The organism is Achromobacter pulmonis, from assembly GCF_021733725.1.
Lineage (GTDB): Bacteria > Pseudomonadota > Gammaproteobacteria > Burkholderiales > Burkholderiaceae_B > Achromobacter > Achromobacter pulmonis.
On the sequence record NZ_JAIFOT010000001.1, the window covers coordinates 1,485,054 to 1,501,212 of the forward strand.

A 16,159-nucleotide genomic window follows, 5' to 3' on the forward strand; every position below is an offset into this window, starting at 1 on the left:
CGCTCAGCGCAGGCTGCTGGGCACGGCGCCGAAACGGCGCCGGAAGGCCACCGAGAAATGCGCGGGCGCGTAGCCCACGTGCCAAGCCGCTTCGGACACGCTCAGGCCGCCGTTCAGGATCAGCTCGCGGCCGCGCGTCAGGCGCGTTTCCTGCAGATGGCTCGCCATGCTGACGCCGAAGGCGCGCTTGAACGCCAGGTCCAGCTGACGCGCGTTGAGCCCGAGTTCGCGCGCCAGCGCCGCGGGCGATGGCGCCTCGCGCAGATCGGCGGCCAGGCGGCGGTGCGCCTCGTGCGCCGCATCCAGTTCGCGGGCGGCGGCCACGGGCGACGCGGCGCCGCCAGCGGGCAACGCCTGCCCGGCCTGGGCCAGGGCCACCGCCGCCAATTCCAGGCTCTTGGCCGCCAGATACAGCGCGCGCGCCGCGCCCTCGTAGGGGCAGACCCGCACCTGGGCCGCGACGCGCCGCGCCTCGCGGCCCGCCGCGCCGTGCCAGAAGACGGGGCCGTCGGCGCCCGCCGCGGGATCCAGGCCCCGCAGGAAATCAGGGTCGATGCCCAGTTCGTCGCGCAGTTGCCCCGCCGGCAACGTCGCCAGCGTAAATTGCTGGTCGACGCCGGCCTCGAACGCGTCGGCGCCGCGCGCCTGCCCCGGCGCCCAGGCCAGGCACAGCACCGGGCCGCGCAGGGCCAGCGACTGGCGGTCCTCGACCCGGCTGCTGACGCGCCCGTCGAGCAGGATGACCTTCAGGCCGGGATACAGGGCTTCTTCGCGCCATTCGGTGCGGCCACGGCGGAACACGCCGGCGCGCAGGCCGCGGCCGTTGGCGAGATCGAAGGCCGCGTCGATGCGGTGATAGTCGGCGGCGGCCGTAGCGCGGCTGGCGCGGGAATGGAACATGGGAAACGATCCGGGAGGACCGGACAGGCTTATTTGAGAATAATTATTATTACCCGTGCGCTGGCGGAACTCAATCCGGACGCGTGCGCAGCCGGCGGCGCATCGTGGCGGCGCGCCCGGCGCTACTCCCCGGCTCGTTCCCAGCGCCGCTGGATCGCCTTGGCGGCCACCACGCCGTCCGCCATCGACGTGACCACGCAGGGATGCATGCGGTGGGCCACCTCGCCGATGGCGTAGATGTCCGGCACGCTGGTCTCGGCGGTGGCGAAATCGGTGCGGATGTAGCCACGCTCGTCGCGCGCCAGCTGCAGGCCGTCGGCAAACGCCGCCTGCGGCTCCCAGCCGTAGAACACCAGGATCAGGTCATAGCGCTGGCCGTCGACGCTGCGCGTGGCCGGGTCGACCTGATACGGGCCGATGCGCACGCCTTCCTTGCCGGCGCGCAGCACCCATTGCTGCTGCGCCCGCACGCTGCGGGCGTACAGGTGCACCGCGCGGGCGCCGCGGTTGCGCACGTAGACGTAGTTCTCGAAAGCGTTGTCGCCGCCGCCCAGCACCGCCACCGACAGGCCGGAGTAGTCCTGCGCCACGATGGGCGAACCCGGCCCGATCAGCACGCCGGGCCAGCTGGAGCCGGGCGGATGTTCCGGAAAGCCCTTGGCACGCACGCCCGAGGCGATCACCAGGGTGCGGCCGCGCACCTGCGATACGTCCCCATTGGTGCCGGAAAGCGTTGCCTCGATGCCGCCCTTGCACGGCCGCACGGCCGTCACCCGGGTGTCCAGGCGCAGCGGCACGCCCGCGGCGCGCACGCTGGTGTCGATGTTGGCGGCCACCTGTTCGCCGGTCATGCCGGGCAGCACCGCGATCCAGTCGTCGACGAATGGGTTGCCCGCGCTCAGGCCGCCCAGGCGGCCGCCGGCCTCGACCAGCAGCGGCGCCAGGCCGAGCCGGGCCAGCCAGAGGGCGCAGGAGGCGCCGGCCGGGCCGCCCCCTACAATGACCGCATCGTGCATCTGTTGCATTTCATCCCTTGTTCGCCGTCGCCGCCCCCGCGCGGGCGCCCGGCCATGGCCGGATTGTAGCCAGCGGACCCGGCCCGGTCCGCCGCCGCCTTACAATTCCGGGATTCCACCCAGGTTTTCATCATGCCCACTCGCCGCATCATCCTTTCCGGGCTCGCGCTCGACGCCCGCATCGGCATCCTCGAACACGAACGCCGCGCGACCCAGCCGCTGCACGTCGATGCCGAATTCGACGTCGACATCCAGCGCTCGGTCGATGACCACGACATCCACAGCGTGCTGGACTACCGCCGCCTGCGCGAGGCCATCGTCGAGGAATGCACCCAGGCGCACGTGAACCTGATCGAAACCCTGGTGGAACAAGTCGCCGCGCGCCTGTTGGCCGACTTCCATGAAATCCGCTCGCTGCGCCTGCGCATCAGCAAGCCCATGGCCTTTTCCGACTGTGCGGCGGTGGGCGTGGAAATCCAGATCTCGCGTTGACCATGAACGATATCGCCTCCCCTGACATCCGCGCCGTGGCGGAAAACACCGATGCGGCAGCGCCGGCTGGCGCCGCCGTGGCCGGCCCCGACGACAAGAAGGCCCGCCACGAAGGCAACAAGCTGACCAAGCGGCTGGCGCGCGAAACCACGCGCGCCATTTCCGACTACAACATGATCGAGTCGGGCGACCGCGTGATGGTGTGCCTGTCGGGCGGCAAGGACTCCTACGCCATGCTGGACATCCTGCTCCAGCTGCAAAAGCGCGCGCCGTTCCCGTTCGAGCTGATCGCGGTCAACCTCGACCAGAAGCAGCCCGGCTTTCCCGCCGACATCCTGCCGCGCTACCTCACCGAGCTGGGCGTGAAGTTCCACATCGAGACCCAGGACACCTACTCCATCGTCACGCGCGTGCTCGAAGAGGGCAAGACGATGTGCTCGCTCTGTTCGCGCCTGCGCCGCGGCATCCTTTACCGCGTGGCCTCGGAGCTGGGCGCCACCAAGATTGCGCTCGGCCATCACCGCGACGACATCCTTGGCACCTTCTTCCTGAACCTGTTCTACGGCGGCAAGGCCAAGGGCATGCCGCCCAAGCTGGTGTCCGATGACGGCCGCCACACCGTCATCCGGCCGCTGGCCTACGTGCCGGAAACCGACCTGATCGCCTACGCCGAACTCAAGCAGTTCCCGATCATCCCCTGCAACCTGTGCGGCTCCCAGGAAAACCTGAAGCGCAAGGAAGTCGGCCGCATGATCAAGGAATGGGACCGGCAGCATCCGGGCCGTTCATGGAACGTCTTCAACGCGCTCTCGCGGGTAGTGCCGTCGCACCTGATGGACCGCGACCTGTTCGATTTCGTCGGCCTCAAGCCGACCGGGGTGCCGGATGCCAATGGCGACACGGCATTCGACGCGGTCGATCCGTCGGCGGCAACCGCCGAGGCCTGTGGCGATACGCCCGCCACGCCGGATGCGGCCGGCATCGTCGAAAAGAAAGTCATCTTCACCCGCGGCTGAACGCCGCCCCGCGCGCGCCGAACGCGCACGGCAAAAGGCCCCGAAGACCCACCCGCCGGTGGATTTTCGGGGCCTTTTCGTCGAGCCGGCTCAGGCGTTCAACACCCGCACCGGCTGACCGTCACGCCAGGCCTTCACGGCCTCCAACGCGTTGCGGTAGAAGGCCTCGAAGTTCTCGCGGCTGACATAGCCCAGGTGTGGCGTCAGGATGACATTGTCCAGGTCGCGCACGCTGTCGGTTGGCGATAGCGGCTCTTCCGGATACACGTCCAGGCCGGCGCCGGCGATGCGGAACTTCACCAGCGCGTCCATCAACGCCTCCTGGTCCACCAGTCCGGCGCGCGAGGTGTTCACCAGGTAGGCGGTCGGCTTCATCGCGGCCAACGCGGCGGCATCGACGATATGGCGGCTGCGCTCGGACAGGATCAGATGCAGGCTGACCACGTCGGAGGTCGAGAACAGTTCGTGCTTGTCGACCCGCGTGACGCCGGCCTCGCGGGCGCGCTCGTCGGTCAGGTTGGGGCTCCAGGCCACCACGTCCATGCCGAAGGCCAGCCCGACCCTGGCCACCGCGGCGCCCAGCTTGCCCAGCCCCAGCACGCCGAGCCGCTTGCCGGCCAGGGGTTCGGGCATGCCGGTCTGCCACATGCCGCGGCGCATTGCCGCGTCTTCGGCGGGCAAGTGCTTGAACAGGCCCAGGATATGGGCCCAGGCCAGTTCGGCGGTGGCGGTGCTGGCGTCAGCGCTGCCCGGCGCGCCGCTGACCACGATGCCCTGCGCGGCACAGGCCGGCAGGTCGATGGCGTTGTTGCGCATGCCGGTGGTGACCAGCAGGCGCAGGTTCGGCAGCGCGCGGATGCGGCCGGCGGGGAATGGCGTGCGTTCGCGCATGGCCACGATCACGTCGAAGGGTTCGAGCGTCGCGTCTACCTGGTCATCGGGGATGAAGTTGTTGAAGATCCGCACTTCGGCATCGCCGCCGAGGGATTCCCAATCCGCGTAGCGCTTGGCGACGTCGTGGTAATCGTCGAGTATTGCGATTTTCAAGTCTGTCTCCGGGTGGCGTGGCGCTTGCCGCGCCAGCCGCCCGGCCGACGCGACCCGCGCCGGTCAGTTCAATCGTGCCTTGAGCTGGTCCAGCGGCAGCGCGCCGCTGATGCGCGAGCCGTCGGCAAAAAACAGGGTCGGGGTGCCGCGCACCATCAGTTGCTTGCCCAGCGCCAGCAGCTTGTCCTCGGGCACGCTGCAATCGGCGGCGGCCGGCTTCTTGCCGCGCAGCATCCAGTCATCCCAGGCCTGGCCCGGGTCCGAGGCGCACCAGACATCGCGCACCTTGGTATTGGAGTCCGGCGACAGGATTGGATAGAGGAAGGTGTAGACGGTGATGTTGTCAACGTCTTCCAGCGTCTTGCGCAGCTGCTTGCAGTAGCCGCAGTTGGGATCTTCGAAAATCGCGACCTTGCGCGAACCATCGCCCTTGACCTGCTTGAGGGCCAGGTCCAGCGGCAGCTGATCGAACGGGACCGAACCGAGCTTTTCCTGCGACTCGCGCGTGACGTCGCGGCGCGTCATGGCGTCGATCAGCGGCCCTTCCATGACCCAGGTCACTTTTTCATCGGTGTAGATCAGGTCCATGCCCACCTGCACCTCGAACAGCCCATAGGGCGTGCGGCGCACCGCGGTCACGTCCATGCCGGTGAAGCGCTGCCGGAAACGGTCCTTGACCGCGTCCGCCACCGGGTCAGCCGGCGCCACCTGGGTGGTGGCATAGCGCTTGCTGCCCTTGTCCGTCTGGCCGACCGCAGTGGTGGAGACGGATTTGTCGCCGGCGGCGTGCGCCAGGGCGCCGGACAGGCCCAGACCCGCGGCCATGCAACTGGCGGCCAATACGGCGGGGAAACGGAAATTCATGCGGACTCCTGTTTGGATCGTGACATATCGCGGTCTACGGCCGAAAGCGTAACCGATGCATTCCCCGCGCCGCGGGAATGCGCGCCCGGGGGAGCCGGAATCAGACCTGCCGGCCGCCGCCGGGTTCCACGCCGGCGGCTGATGCTCAGTTGGTCGACGCCCCGGCGATCAGGCGCCGCTTGATCAACGGCGCGCGCTCGACCCAATGCATGCCGGCGTTGCGCAGCCAGGCCAGCGGCGTGGCGCGCGAGCCGAACAGCTTGTGCAGGCCGTCGGTGGCCAGCCGCAGGGCCAACACCGGCTCGGCGCGGGCGCGCTGGTAGCGGTGCAGCACCCGCAGGTCGCCGGCCTGGCGGTAGGACTCGCGCCCGGCCACGGTGCGCGCCAGCGCCTCGACGTCGCCCAGGCCCAGGTTCAGCCCCTGCCCCGCCAGCGGATGCAGGCGGTGGGCGGCGTCGCCGGCCAGCGCGATGCCAGGCGCCACCATCTGCGCGCGTTCCAGCGTCAGCGGGAAGCCATGCAGCTTGCTGCGCACCTTCAGGCGGCCCAACCGGCCCTGCGCTGCGTGCTCCAGCAGCGACTCCAGCCGGGGCGCCTGTGCGTCGGGGGGCAAGGCCAGCAATTCCCGCGCCTGCGCGTCGCGCATCGACCAGACCATCGACACCTGCGGACCGTCGGCCGTATCCGGCAGCGGCAGCAGCGCCAGCACGCCGTCGTCGCGGAACCACTGGAAGGCGGTGCCCTGGTGGGCGCGCTCGGCGTCCAGGTTCACCACCAGCCCGGTGTCGTTGTAGGAGACGGCGTCGTGCTTGAGGCCGGCGGCGGTGCGCAGCGGCGAGGCCGCGCCATCGGCGCCGACGAACAATTCGGCCTGGATGCGCGCGCCGCTCTCGGTTTCCACCGTGCCGGCCTGGTAGCCGGTGCAGCGGTCTTCCAGCCAGGGGATGCCGAACATGCGCACCGCCTGGATCAGCACCCGCTCGATTTCGCCGGATTCGACGATCCAGGCCAATTGCGGCAGCGCCGCCTGCCAGGCGTTCAGGTGCACCAGGCCGTCGGCGTCGCCATGGATCTCCATGGCCTGCACCGGCGTCAGGCGGGCCGACGGCATCGCCTCCCACACGCCCAGCTCGGCCAGGAAACGCTGGCTGGCGGGCGAAATGGCGTAGACGCGCGCATGGTAATGGTTGGGATCGGCCGGCGGCACGGTCACGCGCGGCGCCAGCAGGGCCACGCGCTGGCCGCGGCGGGCCAGCGCCAGGGCCGAGGACAGGCCGACGATGCCGGCCCCGCAAACCACGATCTGGTGTGTCATCTTGCGGTCGGCTCCCCGGCCTGTTTCGGCCACAGCAGCCACATCTGGCCGCGTTGCTTCATGCGTCCGGCCTGCTGGCCGGCCTCATCGCCGAAGCCCCAGTAGAAGTCGGCGCGCGCCGCGCCGCGGATGGCGGTGCCGGTGTCCTGCGCGAACACCAGGCGCTGCAGCGGCCGGTCGGAAGCCGGGAAGGTGGTGGCCAGGAACACCGGCGTGCCCAGCGGCACGAAACCGGCGTCCACCGCGATGGCGCGTTTCGGCGCCAGGTTGACGCCATAGGCGCCCTTGGGCCCGAGTTCGGGGTCGATCACCGGCTCTTCGCGGAAGAACACCACGGCCGGGTTGGCATTGAGCATTTCGGGCACGCGCTTGGGATTGCGCCGGGCCCAGGCGCGGATGTTCTGCATCGAGGCCTGGTCGGCGGACAGTTCGCCGCGCTCGGCCAGCCAGCGGCCGATGGATACGTAGGGCTGGCCGTTGTGGTCGGCGTAGGCCACGCGGATGGTCTTGCCGCTGTCGGGGCCGTCGGTCAGCAGCACGCGGCCCGAGCCCTGCACCTGCAGGAAGAAATTGTCGACCGGGTCGTCCACCCACACCACTACCGGCGGGCGGCGGCCGGAGGCCTCGATGGCAGCGCGGGTGTCGTAGGGCACGACGCGCTTGCCTTCGAGCTTGCCGCGCACACGCTTGCCGGCCAGGTCGGGGTAGACCGAGCCCAGGTCGATGGTCAGCAGGTCGGCCGGCACCGCGTACAGCGGCCATTGGTAGTGGCCGCCCTGGCGGCGCGAGCCGCGCACCAGCGGCTCGTAGTAGCCGGTGACGGTATTGGTGGCCGGCTTGCCGTCGGCCGTGTTCAGGCGCCACGGTTGCAGATAGGTCTGCAGAAAGCGGCGCACGCCCTCGGGATCGTTGGCGGCCGGCGCCCGCGACGGGTCGGCCGCGGCGGCACAGACCGGCTGCCAGGCGCGCGGCGTGGCGCGCGCGGGCGCGGCCAGGTTGCCGCTGGTCGGGCGCATCAGCCCCTTGCAGTTGCGCAGGAACAGGGGCCAGAACTGGCTCAGGTCGTCGCTGCTCCAGCCCGGCATCTCGGCCCAGGTGCCGGCCTTGTACTTGCCGGCCAGGGCGCGCGGCGGCGTATCGGGCAGGGCCGACAGCGCCGGCACCACCAGCGGGCCGTCGACGGCCGCGGGGCGGGCGCCGGGCGCGCCGGGCGCGCCGGACTCGGGCGGGATCTCTGAAGGGGTGGTACACGCCGCCAGCAGGACCGACAGCACGGACAGGCTAAGAATGCGCTTCATGAGCAGATGGAAAACCGTACAACGTATGGCCGCGTCCCGTCAGTGCAGGGTGCGCGGCATGGCCAGGACGAATTCGGAAATCGGCACTTCGAACGGAATGCCGTTCTCGCCGACGCAATGATAGGTGCCGCGCATCGTGCCGACCGGCGTGGGCAGCGGGCAGCCGCTGGTGTATTCGAAGGTCTCGCCCGGCGCCAGCAGCGGCTGCTGGCCCACCACGCCCAGCCCGCGCACTTCCTGCACGCGCTGGTTGCCATCGGTGATAATCCAGTGGCGGCTGATCACCTGGGCCGGATGCTCACCGGTGTTGGTGATGCGCACGGTATAGGCGAACACGAACTGCTGTTCGCCGGGATCGGACTGTTCAGGCACGAAGCGCGGAGTGACAGAGACGCTCAGGTCGTAGGGTTTCACAGTCCTTTCCTGTGTGGCACGAGCAAGCTGCAATAATGGCACATTATGCCCTTACCCACCCCGAACGCCATGTCTACCACCACCCGCATCACCCCCAGCATCCTGTCCGCCGACTTCGCCCGCCTGGGCGAGGAAGTGCGCGATGTGGTCGCCGCCGGCGCCGACTGGATCCACTTCGATGTGATGGACAACCACTATGTGCCCAACCTGACCATCGGCCCCATGGTCTGCGCGGCGATCCGTCCCCATGTTTCCGTGCCGATCGACGTGCACCTGATGGTCGAGCCGGTGGACGCCCTGGTGCCGATGTTCGCCAAGGCCGGCGCCAATTACATCAGCTTCCACCCGGAAGCCAGCCGCCACGTCGACCGCACCCTGTCGCTGATCCGCGAGAACGGCTGTAAGGCCGGCCTGGTGTTCAACCCCGCCACGCCCCTGTCCTACCTGGACCACGTCATGGACAAGGTCGACCTGGTGCTGATCATGTCGGTCAACCCCGGCTTCGGCGGCCAGAGCTTCATCCCCGGCGCGCTGACCAAGCTGCGCGAGGCCCGCGCCCGCATCGACGCCTGGACCCAGGCCGGCGGCCAGGAAATCGTGCTGCAGGTGGACGGCGGCGTGAAGATCGACAACATCGCCGAGATCCGCCGCGCCGGCGCCGACACCTTCGTGGCCGGCTCGGCCATCTTCGGCAAGCCCGACTACCCCGGCATCATCAAGTCCATGCGCGAGCAGATCGCCATCGGCGAAACCACCGCCGTCTGAGGAACCCCGCCATGACTCCCTTTCGCGCCGCGCTGCTGGACCTGGACGGCACCCTGCTCGACTCCATCCCCGACCTGGCCTTCGCCGCCAACGCCATGCGCGTGGAACTCGGCATGATCGCCCTGCGCGAGGATGTCGTGGCCACCTTCGTCGGCAAAGGGGTGGACAACCTGGTGCGCCGCAGCCTGGCCGGCAGCCTGGACGCCGCCGATCCCTCGCCCGAGGACTTCGACCGGGCGCGCGAGGCCTTCTACCGCCACTACCACCTGGTCAACGGCGAACGCGCCCAGGTCTACCCGGGCGTCATCGAGGGCCTCAAGCACATGCGCGAACAGGGCCTGAAGCTGGCCGTGGTCACCAACAAGCCCACCGAATTCACCCTGCCGCTGCTGCAACGCACCGGCCTGGCCGGGTTTTTCGACGCGGTGGTGTGCGGCGACACCTGCACCCGCCGCAAGCCCGACCCGGACCAGGTGCTGCACGCCTGCGAACTGCTGGGCGTGACGGTGGCCGAGGCCGTCACTATCGGCGATTCCATCAACGACGCCCAGGCCGGCCGCAGCGCCGGCACCCAGGTGCTGGTGGTGCCGTATGGCTACAACGAAGGACGTGACGTGCGCGAGCTCGATGTCGATGGTATAGTGGACACGCTCGTCAACGCCGCCCAGTGGGTGGAGCTCTGGAATCAAAACCAGAACGCCGCGAAAGCCCAGGCCTGAAGCCGGGGTCCACGCCTTTGACGGCATACCTGACTATCGAACCGATATCTCCCTGATGAACGTTTCCATCCAGAACCAAATGCTCGGCGCCTCGTGGCGCTGGTGGCGTTTGTCTTCCGGGTGGCGATGATTCCCTTCCCGGCCCTAGACGCGTACCACACCGCCTAGCGCCGATACTGTGTAGAACACAGAGCCAAGCCCGGAACCAGTAACCTGGACCGGGCTTTTTGTTGTGTGCCTGGTCCCAAGCAGATACCCATCGCCCCCGAGACCGACATGACCGAAATCGAATTCAAAGCCCTCGCCGCCCAAGGCTACAACCGCATCCCGCTGGTCGCCGAGACCTACGCCGACCTGGACACCCCGCTGGGCATCTACCTGAAGTTGGCCCACGCCGGCCCGCAGGGCGGCCGCATGACCTGCCTGATGGAATCGGTGGTGGGCGGCGAACGCTTCGGCCGCTATTCCTTCATCGGCCTGCCGGCCCGCACGGTGATCCGCGCCAGCGGCACCCGCACCGAAGTGCTGCACGACGGCCAGGTGGTGGAAACCCATGACGGCGATCCGCTGGCCTTCATCGAGCAGTACCAGGCCCGTTTCAAGGTGGCCCTGCGCCCCGGCATGCCGCGCTTCTGCGGCGGCCTGGCCGGCTATTTCGGCTACGACACGGTGCGCCACATCGAGCCGTGCCTGGGCCCCGCCGTCAAACCGTTCCCGGCCGGCATGGAAGGCGGCACCCCCGACCTGATGCTGATGCACGTGGACGAGCTGGTCATCGTCGACAACCTGGCCGGCCGCATCTACCTGATGGTCTACGCCGACCCGGGCCAGCCCGAAAGCTACAGCCGCGCGCAGCAGCGCCTGCACGACCTGCGCGCGCGCCTGCGACGCCCGGTCGAGATCCCCTACAGCCACGCCAGCATGCAGACCGAGGAACGGCGCGACTTCAAGAAGGAAGACTACCTGGCGGCCGTGCGCCGCGCCAAGGAGCACATCGCCGCCGGCGACCTGATGCAGGTGCAGATCGGCCAGGTCATCGCCAAGCCCTTCCGCGACTCCCCCCTCTCGCTGTACCGCGCCCTGCGCTCGCTCAATCCCTCTCCCTACATGTACTTCTGGAACTTCGGTGATTTCCAGGTGGTCGGCGCCTCGCCCGAGATCCTGGTGCGCCAGGAGCGCGTGGTGGTGGACGGCGCGCCCAAGTCGCAGGTCACCATCCGCCCGCTGGCCGGCACCCGCAAGCGCGGCGCCACGCCCGAGGAAGACGCCGCCCTGGCCGCCGAGCTCAAGGCCGATCCCAAGGAAGTGGCCGAGCACGTGATGCTGATCGACCTGGCCCGCAACGACGTCGGCCGCGTCGCCGAAGTGGGTTCGGTCAAGGTCAGCGACACCATGGTGATCGAGCGCTATTCGCACGTGATGCATCTGGTGTCCAACGTCACCGGCAACCTGAATCCCGGCATGAGCAGCATGGACGTGCTGCGCGCCTCGTTCCCGGCCGGCACCTTGACCGGCGCGCCCAAGGTCGAGGCCATGAAGATCATCGACGAACTCGAACCCGTGCGCCGCGGCATCTACGGCGGCGCGGCCGGCTACCTCAGCTATGGCGGCGAAATGGACGTGGCCATCGCCATCCGCACCGGCGTCATCAAGGACGGCACGCTGTACGTGCAGGCCGCCGCCGGCATCGTTGCCGACTCCAATCCCGAAGCCGAATGGGCCGAGACCGAGGCCAAGGCCCGCGCCGTGCTGCGCGCCGCCGAGCAGGTCCAGCACGGCCTGGACGAGCCCATCTGAGACGCCCGACGCCCCCAATGACCGCCCCGGGCCGCGCGCCGGCCCGCCTGGAGAAAAAAATGCTGTTGATGATCGACAACTACGACTCGTTTACCTACAACCTGGTCCAGTACTTCGGTGAGCTGGGCGAGGACGTGCGCGTGGCGCGCAACGACCAGATCACCCTGGAAGAGATCGCCGCGCTCAACCCCGACCGCATCTGCGTGTCGCCCGGCCCCTGCTCGCCGGCCGAGGCCGGCATCTCGGTGCCCGTCATCCAGGCCTTCGCCGGCAAGAAGCCGATCCTGGGCGTATGCCTGGGCCACCAGGCCATCGGCGCCGCCTATGGCGGCGACATCGTCCGCGCCCAGCAGATCATGCACGGCAAGACCGTGCAGATTTCGCATACCGGAACGGACATCTTCACCGGCCTGCCGACGCCGTACACTGTCATCCGCTACAACTCGCTGACCATCGACCCGGCGACCCTGCCCGACTGCCTGGCCGTGACCGCCACGGCCCCGGATGGCGACATCATGGGCGTGCGCCACAAGACGCTGCCCCTGTACGGAGTACAGTTCCATCCCGAATCCGTGCTCAGCGAACACGGCCACGCCCTGCTGCGCAATTTCCTGAACCTCGCCTAAGAAGGACGCACCGTGACGATCTCCCCCTCCGAAGCGCTGACGCGCTGTATCGAACACCGCGAAATTTTCCACGACGAAATGCTGCACCTGATGCGCACGCTGATGCGCGGCGAGATGTCGCCGCAGATCGCCAGCGCGCTGCTGATGGGCCTGCGCGTGAAAAAGGAAACGATCGGCGAAATCACCGCGGCTGCGCAGGTCATGCGCGAATTCGCCACGCCGGTGGTCACGCCCAACCCCGAAGACCTGCTCGACATGTGCGGCACCGGCGGCGACGGCAGCCACACCTTCAACATTTCCACCACCGCCATGTTCGTGGCGGCGGCGGCCGGCGTGCCCATCGCCAAGCACGGCAACCGCAGCGCCTCGTCCTCGAGCGGCAGCGCCGACGTGCTGGAAGCGCTGGGCGCCAACCTGGTGCTGACGCCCGAGCAGGTGGCCGAGTGCATCCAGGCCACCGGCATCGGCTTCATGTTCGCGCCGGCCCACCACGGCGCGATGAAGAACGTGGCCGCGGTCCGCAAGGAACTGGCGGTGCGCACCATCTTCAACATCCTCGGCCCGCTGACCAATCCGGCCGGCGCCGCCAACCAGTTGATGGGCGTGTTCCACCCCGACCTGGTCGGCATCCAGGTGCGCGTGCTGGAACGCCTGAGCTCGCGCCACGTGCTGGTGGTGCATGGCAAGGACGGCATGGACGAGGCCTCGCTGGGCGGCGCCACCCTGGTGGGCGAGCTCAAGGACGGCAAGATCAGCGAGTACGAAATCCACCCCGAGGACTACGGGCTATCCATGATGTCCAACCGCGGCATCAAGGTGTCCAATCGCGAACAATCGCGCGAGCTTGTCATTGAAGCGCTGGACAATGTCCCGGGCACCGCCCGTGATATCGTCGCGCTCAATGCGGGCCTGGCCATTTACGCAGGCAACAAAGCCGATTCCATTCCCGCAGCGTTAGCGCTAGCATTTGAACTGATCTCCACCGGCGCGGCGCGAGCCAAGCTGGAAGATTTCTGCGCATATACCCGGAAATTCCAGAAATGAACGATATTCTCGCGAAGATCCTCGCCGTCAAGGCCGAGGAAGTCGCCGCCGCGCGCCAGATGCGCAGCGAAGCCGAAGTCCTGCGCGAAGCGCAGGCGCGCCAGGACGTGCGCGGCTTCGCCCAGGCCATCGAAGACAAGATCTCGCAGGGCAAGGCCGGCGTCATCGCCGAAATCAAGAAGGCCTCGCCGTCCAAGGGCGTGCTGCGCGAGACCTTTCAACCGGCTGAAATTGCATCCTCGTATGCCGTGCATGGCGCGGCCTGCCTGTCGGTGCTGACCGACGTGCAGTTCTTCCAGGGCTCGCACGACCACCTGCGCCAGGCGCGCGCGGCGTGCTCGCTGCCGGTGCTGCGCAAGGACTTCGTGATCGACCCCTACCAGATCATCTCGGCGCGCGCGATGGGCGCCGACTGCGTGCTGCTGATCGTGGCCGCGCTCACCCCGGCGCAACTGCGCGAGATGGAAACGCTGGCCATGGAGCTGGGCATGGACGTGCTGGTGGAAGTGCACGATGCCCAGGAACTGGACATCGCGCTGACCCTCAAGACGCCGCTGCTGGGCATCAACAACCGCAATCTGCGCACCTTCGAGACCAGCCTGCAGAACACGCTGGATCTGTTGCCGCGCATTCCCGCCGGCAAGCGCGTGGTGACCGAGAGCGGCATCCTGGCGCCCGAGGACGTGCGCCGCATGCGCGAGCACAAGGTCGATGCCTTCCTGGTCGGCGAGGCCTTCATGCGCGCCCCCGACCCGGGCGCCGAGCTGGCCCGGCTGGTCGGCTGACCCCGGATCAGCGCGGACGCGCCACCCCCAGTGCGGCGGCGCGCCGGTATAACGTGCTGCGATGCACGCCCAGTGCGCGCGCCGCGGCGCTGACGTTGCCCGCGTGCGCGGCCAGCGCCGCCCGGATCGCATCGTCGGCCACCGCCTGCAGGCTGGTCGCGGGCGGCAGGGACGGCGCCGCCGCCGCGCCGCCGATGTCGGCCGGCAGCATGTTGCGCTCGACCACGCCTGACGCGCCCGCCAGCACATGCAGCGTGCGCAGCACCGCCGCCAGTTGGCGGTAGTTGCCGGGCCAGGCATAGCGCACCAGGGTTTCCTCGATCTCGGCCGGCAACACCGGCCCCGCGCCTTGCGCGGCCCACTGCGCGCGCAATAGTTCACGCAGATCGACGCGCTCGCGCAGCGGCGCCAGCGTCACGGTGTATTCGGCGATGCGGAAATACAGGTCGGCGCGCACCGGCGCGCCGGCCCCTTCATGCGCCAGCGGACGATGGGTGGCGCACACCAGCGTGAAATCCACCGGCACCGGCCGCGCCGCGCCCAGCGGCGACACTTCGCGCGATTGCAGCACCCGCAGCAGGCGCGACTGCAATGCCAGCGGCATGTCGCCGATCTCGTCCAGGAACAGCACGCCGCCGTGCGCCTGCCGCAGCAAGCCCTTGCTGCCCTGGCGGCGCGCACCAGTGAACGCGCCGTCTTCGTAGCCGAACAATTCGGATTCGATCAGGGTTTCGGGCAGCGCCGCGCAATTGACCGCCACGAACGGGCCGCCGGCGCGGCGGCTGCGCGCGTGCAGCTGGCGCGCGAACACTTCCTTGCCGGCCCCCGTCTCGCCTTGCAGCAGAATCGAAACACCCGCGTCCGACAGATGCACCGCGCGCGCCAGCGCGCTCAGGGTGGCGGCGTCGAAGCTGGCCGCCTCGCCGCGCGCCAGCGGCGCCGGCGTGGCCGGCGTGGCTGGCAGGCGCGGCGGCGCCACCGGCGGGCGGGCGCGGGGCCGGCGCAAGCGCGCGTGATAGATGGCGCCGCCGCGCGCATGCACGCGCCCAGCCGCGTCGGGCGCCTGCTCCAGGTCGCCGTCGAACAGATCCGCATAGCGATAGACGCCCAGCGCCGTGGCCGCCAGGCCGAGGGCCTGCATGGCGCGGCGGTTGGCCCCGACCAGCAGGTCCCCCTGGAAGGCCAGCAACCCCTCGCCGGGCGTGCCCAGGCCGGAACGGTCGACGTGCAGATGCAGCACCGCGCAGGGTTCATGCGCCGTATCGAACAACTGGTGTTCGATCAGGTCGACGGCCGCGCGCACCCGCGCCAGCACGTCGGGGCGCACCTCGCGCGCCGGGCTGGACAGGTCCAGTACCCCCAGCATGCGGCCTTCGCTGTCGGTGATCGGCACCGCCGCGCAGGTCAGGATGCGGTTCGGCTCGAAGTAGTGTTCGGCGCCGTCGACGATGATAGAGCGGCCTTCCGCCAGCGCGGTGCCGATGGCATTGGTGCCGGCCGCCGCTTCGTCCCATGGGGCGCCGGGCATCAGGGCCACGCGCGAGGCGCGTTGCGCGAAATCGATGTCGCCGTCGCTGTCCAGCACCAGCCCCTGCGCATCTGACAGGATCACCAGCCCATCGCTGCCGCCCTCGCGGCGCAACAGCGCCATGGCCGGTTCCGACATGCGCCGCAGGGCTTCGTTGCGCTGGCGCGCCTCGCGCAATTCGGCGGCGGTCATGGGTTCGGCGCGGCGGGCGCCGCGCATGTCGATACCCAGGTCGGCGCAGCGCCGCCAGGAACGCAGGATGGGCTCGGCGACCAGCCCGCCGGGCACCACGCCCTGCTGGTTGAACAGCTGGCGCGCGTGCGTCAGCGATTGCCAACGGGATTGAGTGGCCATGCATGTCTCCTTGGACGGTGTTCTGCGACACCTGTTCCGCGACGGTGTCGCGAAACGCGACACCCTGGGGCGGCGCCAGACCGCCCACGCCCTTGCCGGCGCGTGGAAATGTACTTTCGCACGCGGCACGCGCGCTTGTCCAGCCGCGTCCCCCGACATGGCACGCGGTTTGCTTGATA

16 protein-coding genes are annotated in these 16,159 nt (G+C 69.1%); 8 read left to right on the forward strand and 8 right to left on the reverse strand.

All coding sequences use genetic code 11. The features are described 5' to 3' along the window. Nucleotides 1-3: 3 nt before the first annotated feature. Nucleotides 4-900 (reverse strand): helix-turn-helix transcriptional regulator, encoded by an 897-nt coding sequence (locus K2W61_RS06830; protein ID WP_236755286.1) that lies wholly within the window; start codon nt 898-900, stop codon nt 4-6. Between the two features lie 122 nt (nt 901-1,022). Further along, a complete protein-coding gene (locus K2W61_RS06835) occupies nt 1,023-1,925 on the reverse strand; it encodes an NAD(P)/FAD-dependent oxidoreductase (protein WP_236755287.1) in 903 nt (300 codons plus the stop codon). Between the two features lie 123 nt (nt 1,926-2,048). Between K2W61_RS06835 and folB the strand changes: the two genes are divergently transcribed. Both folB and ttcA read left to right on the forward strand, forming a co-directional pair. Beyond that, complete coding sequence (gene folB / locus K2W61_RS06840) at nt 2,049-2,408, forward strand: dihydroneopterin aldolase (protein WP_006392515.1); 360 nt, start codon at nt 2,049-2,051, stop codon at nt 2,406-2,408. Between the two features lie 2 nt (nt 2,409-2,410). Further along, nucleotides 2,411-3,424: a tRNA 2-thiocytidine(32) synthetase TtcA gene (ttcA, locus tag K2W61_RS06845; protein ID WP_236755288.1), complete on the forward strand. Its 1,014-nt coding sequence runs from the start codon at nt 2,411-2,413 to the stop codon at nt 3,422-3,424. Nucleotides 3,425-3,514: 90 nt separating this feature from the next. Here ttcA and K2W61_RS06850 read toward each other — a convergent pair whose 3' ends face one another. From K2W61_RS06850 to apaG, 5 genes are all read right to left on the reverse strand, one after another. Further along, nucleotides 3,515-4,471 carry a D-2-hydroxyacid dehydrogenase family protein gene (locus tag K2W61_RS06850; RefSeq protein WP_175131951.1) on the reverse strand — a complete coding sequence of 319 codons (957 nt, stop codon included), beginning with the start codon at nt 4,469-4,471 and terminating at the stop codon, nt 3,515-3,517. A 63-nt stretch (nt 4,472-4,534) separates the two neighbouring features. After that, nucleotides 4,535-5,335: a DsbC family protein gene (locus K2W61_RS06855; RefSeq protein ID WP_236755289.1), complete on the reverse strand. Its 801-nt coding sequence runs from the start codon at nt 5,333-5,335 to the stop codon at nt 4,535-4,537. Between the two features lie 145 nt (nt 5,336-5,480). After that, a complete protein-coding gene (locus K2W61_RS06860) occupies nt 5,481-6,650 on the reverse strand; it encodes a UbiH/UbiF family hydroxylase (RefSeq protein ID WP_175131953.1) in 1,170 nt (389 codons plus the stop codon). Continuing rightward, entirely contained in the window at nt 6,647-7,948 is a 1,302-nt protein-coding gene (gene mltA / locus K2W61_RS06865) for a murein transglycosylase A (protein ID WP_236755290.1), read from the reverse strand. Before mltA ends, K2W61_RS06860 begins: the two co-directional genes overlap by 4 nt. Before the next feature lie 39 nt (nt 7,949-7,987). Beyond that, complete coding sequence (gene apaG, locus K2W61_RS06870) at nt 7,988-8,362, reverse strand: Co2+/Mg2+ efflux protein ApaG (protein ID WP_054503625.1); 375 nt, start codon at nt 8,360-8,362, stop codon at nt 7,988-7,990. 45 nt (nt 8,363-8,407) lie between these two features. Between apaG and rpe the strand changes: the two genes are divergently transcribed. The 6 genes from rpe (at nt 8,408) to trpC (ending at nt 14,098) form a co-directional block, all read left to right on the forward strand. Continuing rightward, nucleotides 8,408-9,127, forward strand: coding sequence for a ribulose-phosphate 3-epimerase (rpe, locus tag K2W61_RS06875; RefSeq protein WP_236755291.1), 720 nt, complete (start codon nt 8,408-8,410; stop codon nt 9,125-9,127). An 11-nt stretch (nt 9,128-9,138) separates the two neighbouring features. After that, nucleotides 9,139-9,846 carry a phosphoglycolate phosphatase gene (locus K2W61_RS06880; RefSeq protein ID WP_236755292.1) on the forward strand — a complete coding sequence of 236 codons (708 nt, stop codon included), beginning with the start codon at nt 9,139-9,141 and terminating at the stop codon, nt 9,844-9,846. Nucleotides 9,847-10,122: 276 nt separating this feature from the next. Further along, nucleotides 10,123-11,643, forward strand: a complete 1,521-nt coding sequence (gene trpE / locus K2W61_RS06885) for an anthranilate synthase component I (RefSeq protein WP_175131957.1) — start codon at nt 10,123-10,125, stop codon at nt 11,641-11,643. 59 nt (nt 11,644-11,702) lie between these two features. Next, a complete protein-coding gene (locus tag K2W61_RS06890; protein WP_175131958.1) occupies nt 11,703-12,269 on the forward strand; it encodes an aminodeoxychorismate/anthranilate synthase component II in 567 nt (188 codons plus the stop codon). A 12-nt stretch (nt 12,270-12,281) separates the two neighbouring features. After that, nucleotides 12,282-13,313: an anthranilate phosphoribosyltransferase gene (gene trpD, locus K2W61_RS06895; protein WP_236755293.1), complete on the forward strand. Its 1,032-nt coding sequence runs from the start codon at nt 12,282-12,284 to the stop codon at nt 13,311-13,313. Then, nucleotides 13,310-14,098, forward strand: a complete 789-nt coding sequence (trpC, locus tag K2W61_RS06900; protein ID WP_175131960.1) for an indole-3-glycerol phosphate synthase TrpC — start codon at nt 13,310-13,312, stop codon at nt 14,096-14,098. The genes trpD and trpC overlap by 4 nt, the downstream gene beginning before the upstream one ends. A 7-nt stretch (nt 14,099-14,105) precedes the next feature. On the opposite strand, the gene K2W61_RS06905 is transcribed toward trpC, so the two are convergent. Continuing rightward, the gene (locus K2W61_RS06905; protein ID WP_236755294.1) at nt 14,106-15,980 is read right to left on the reverse strand and encodes a sigma-54-dependent Fis family transcriptional regulator; all 1,875 of its coding nucleotides are present in this window, start codon (nt 15,978-15,980) and stop codon (nt 14,106-14,108) included. Nucleotides 15,981-16,159: the final 179 nt, after the last annotated feature.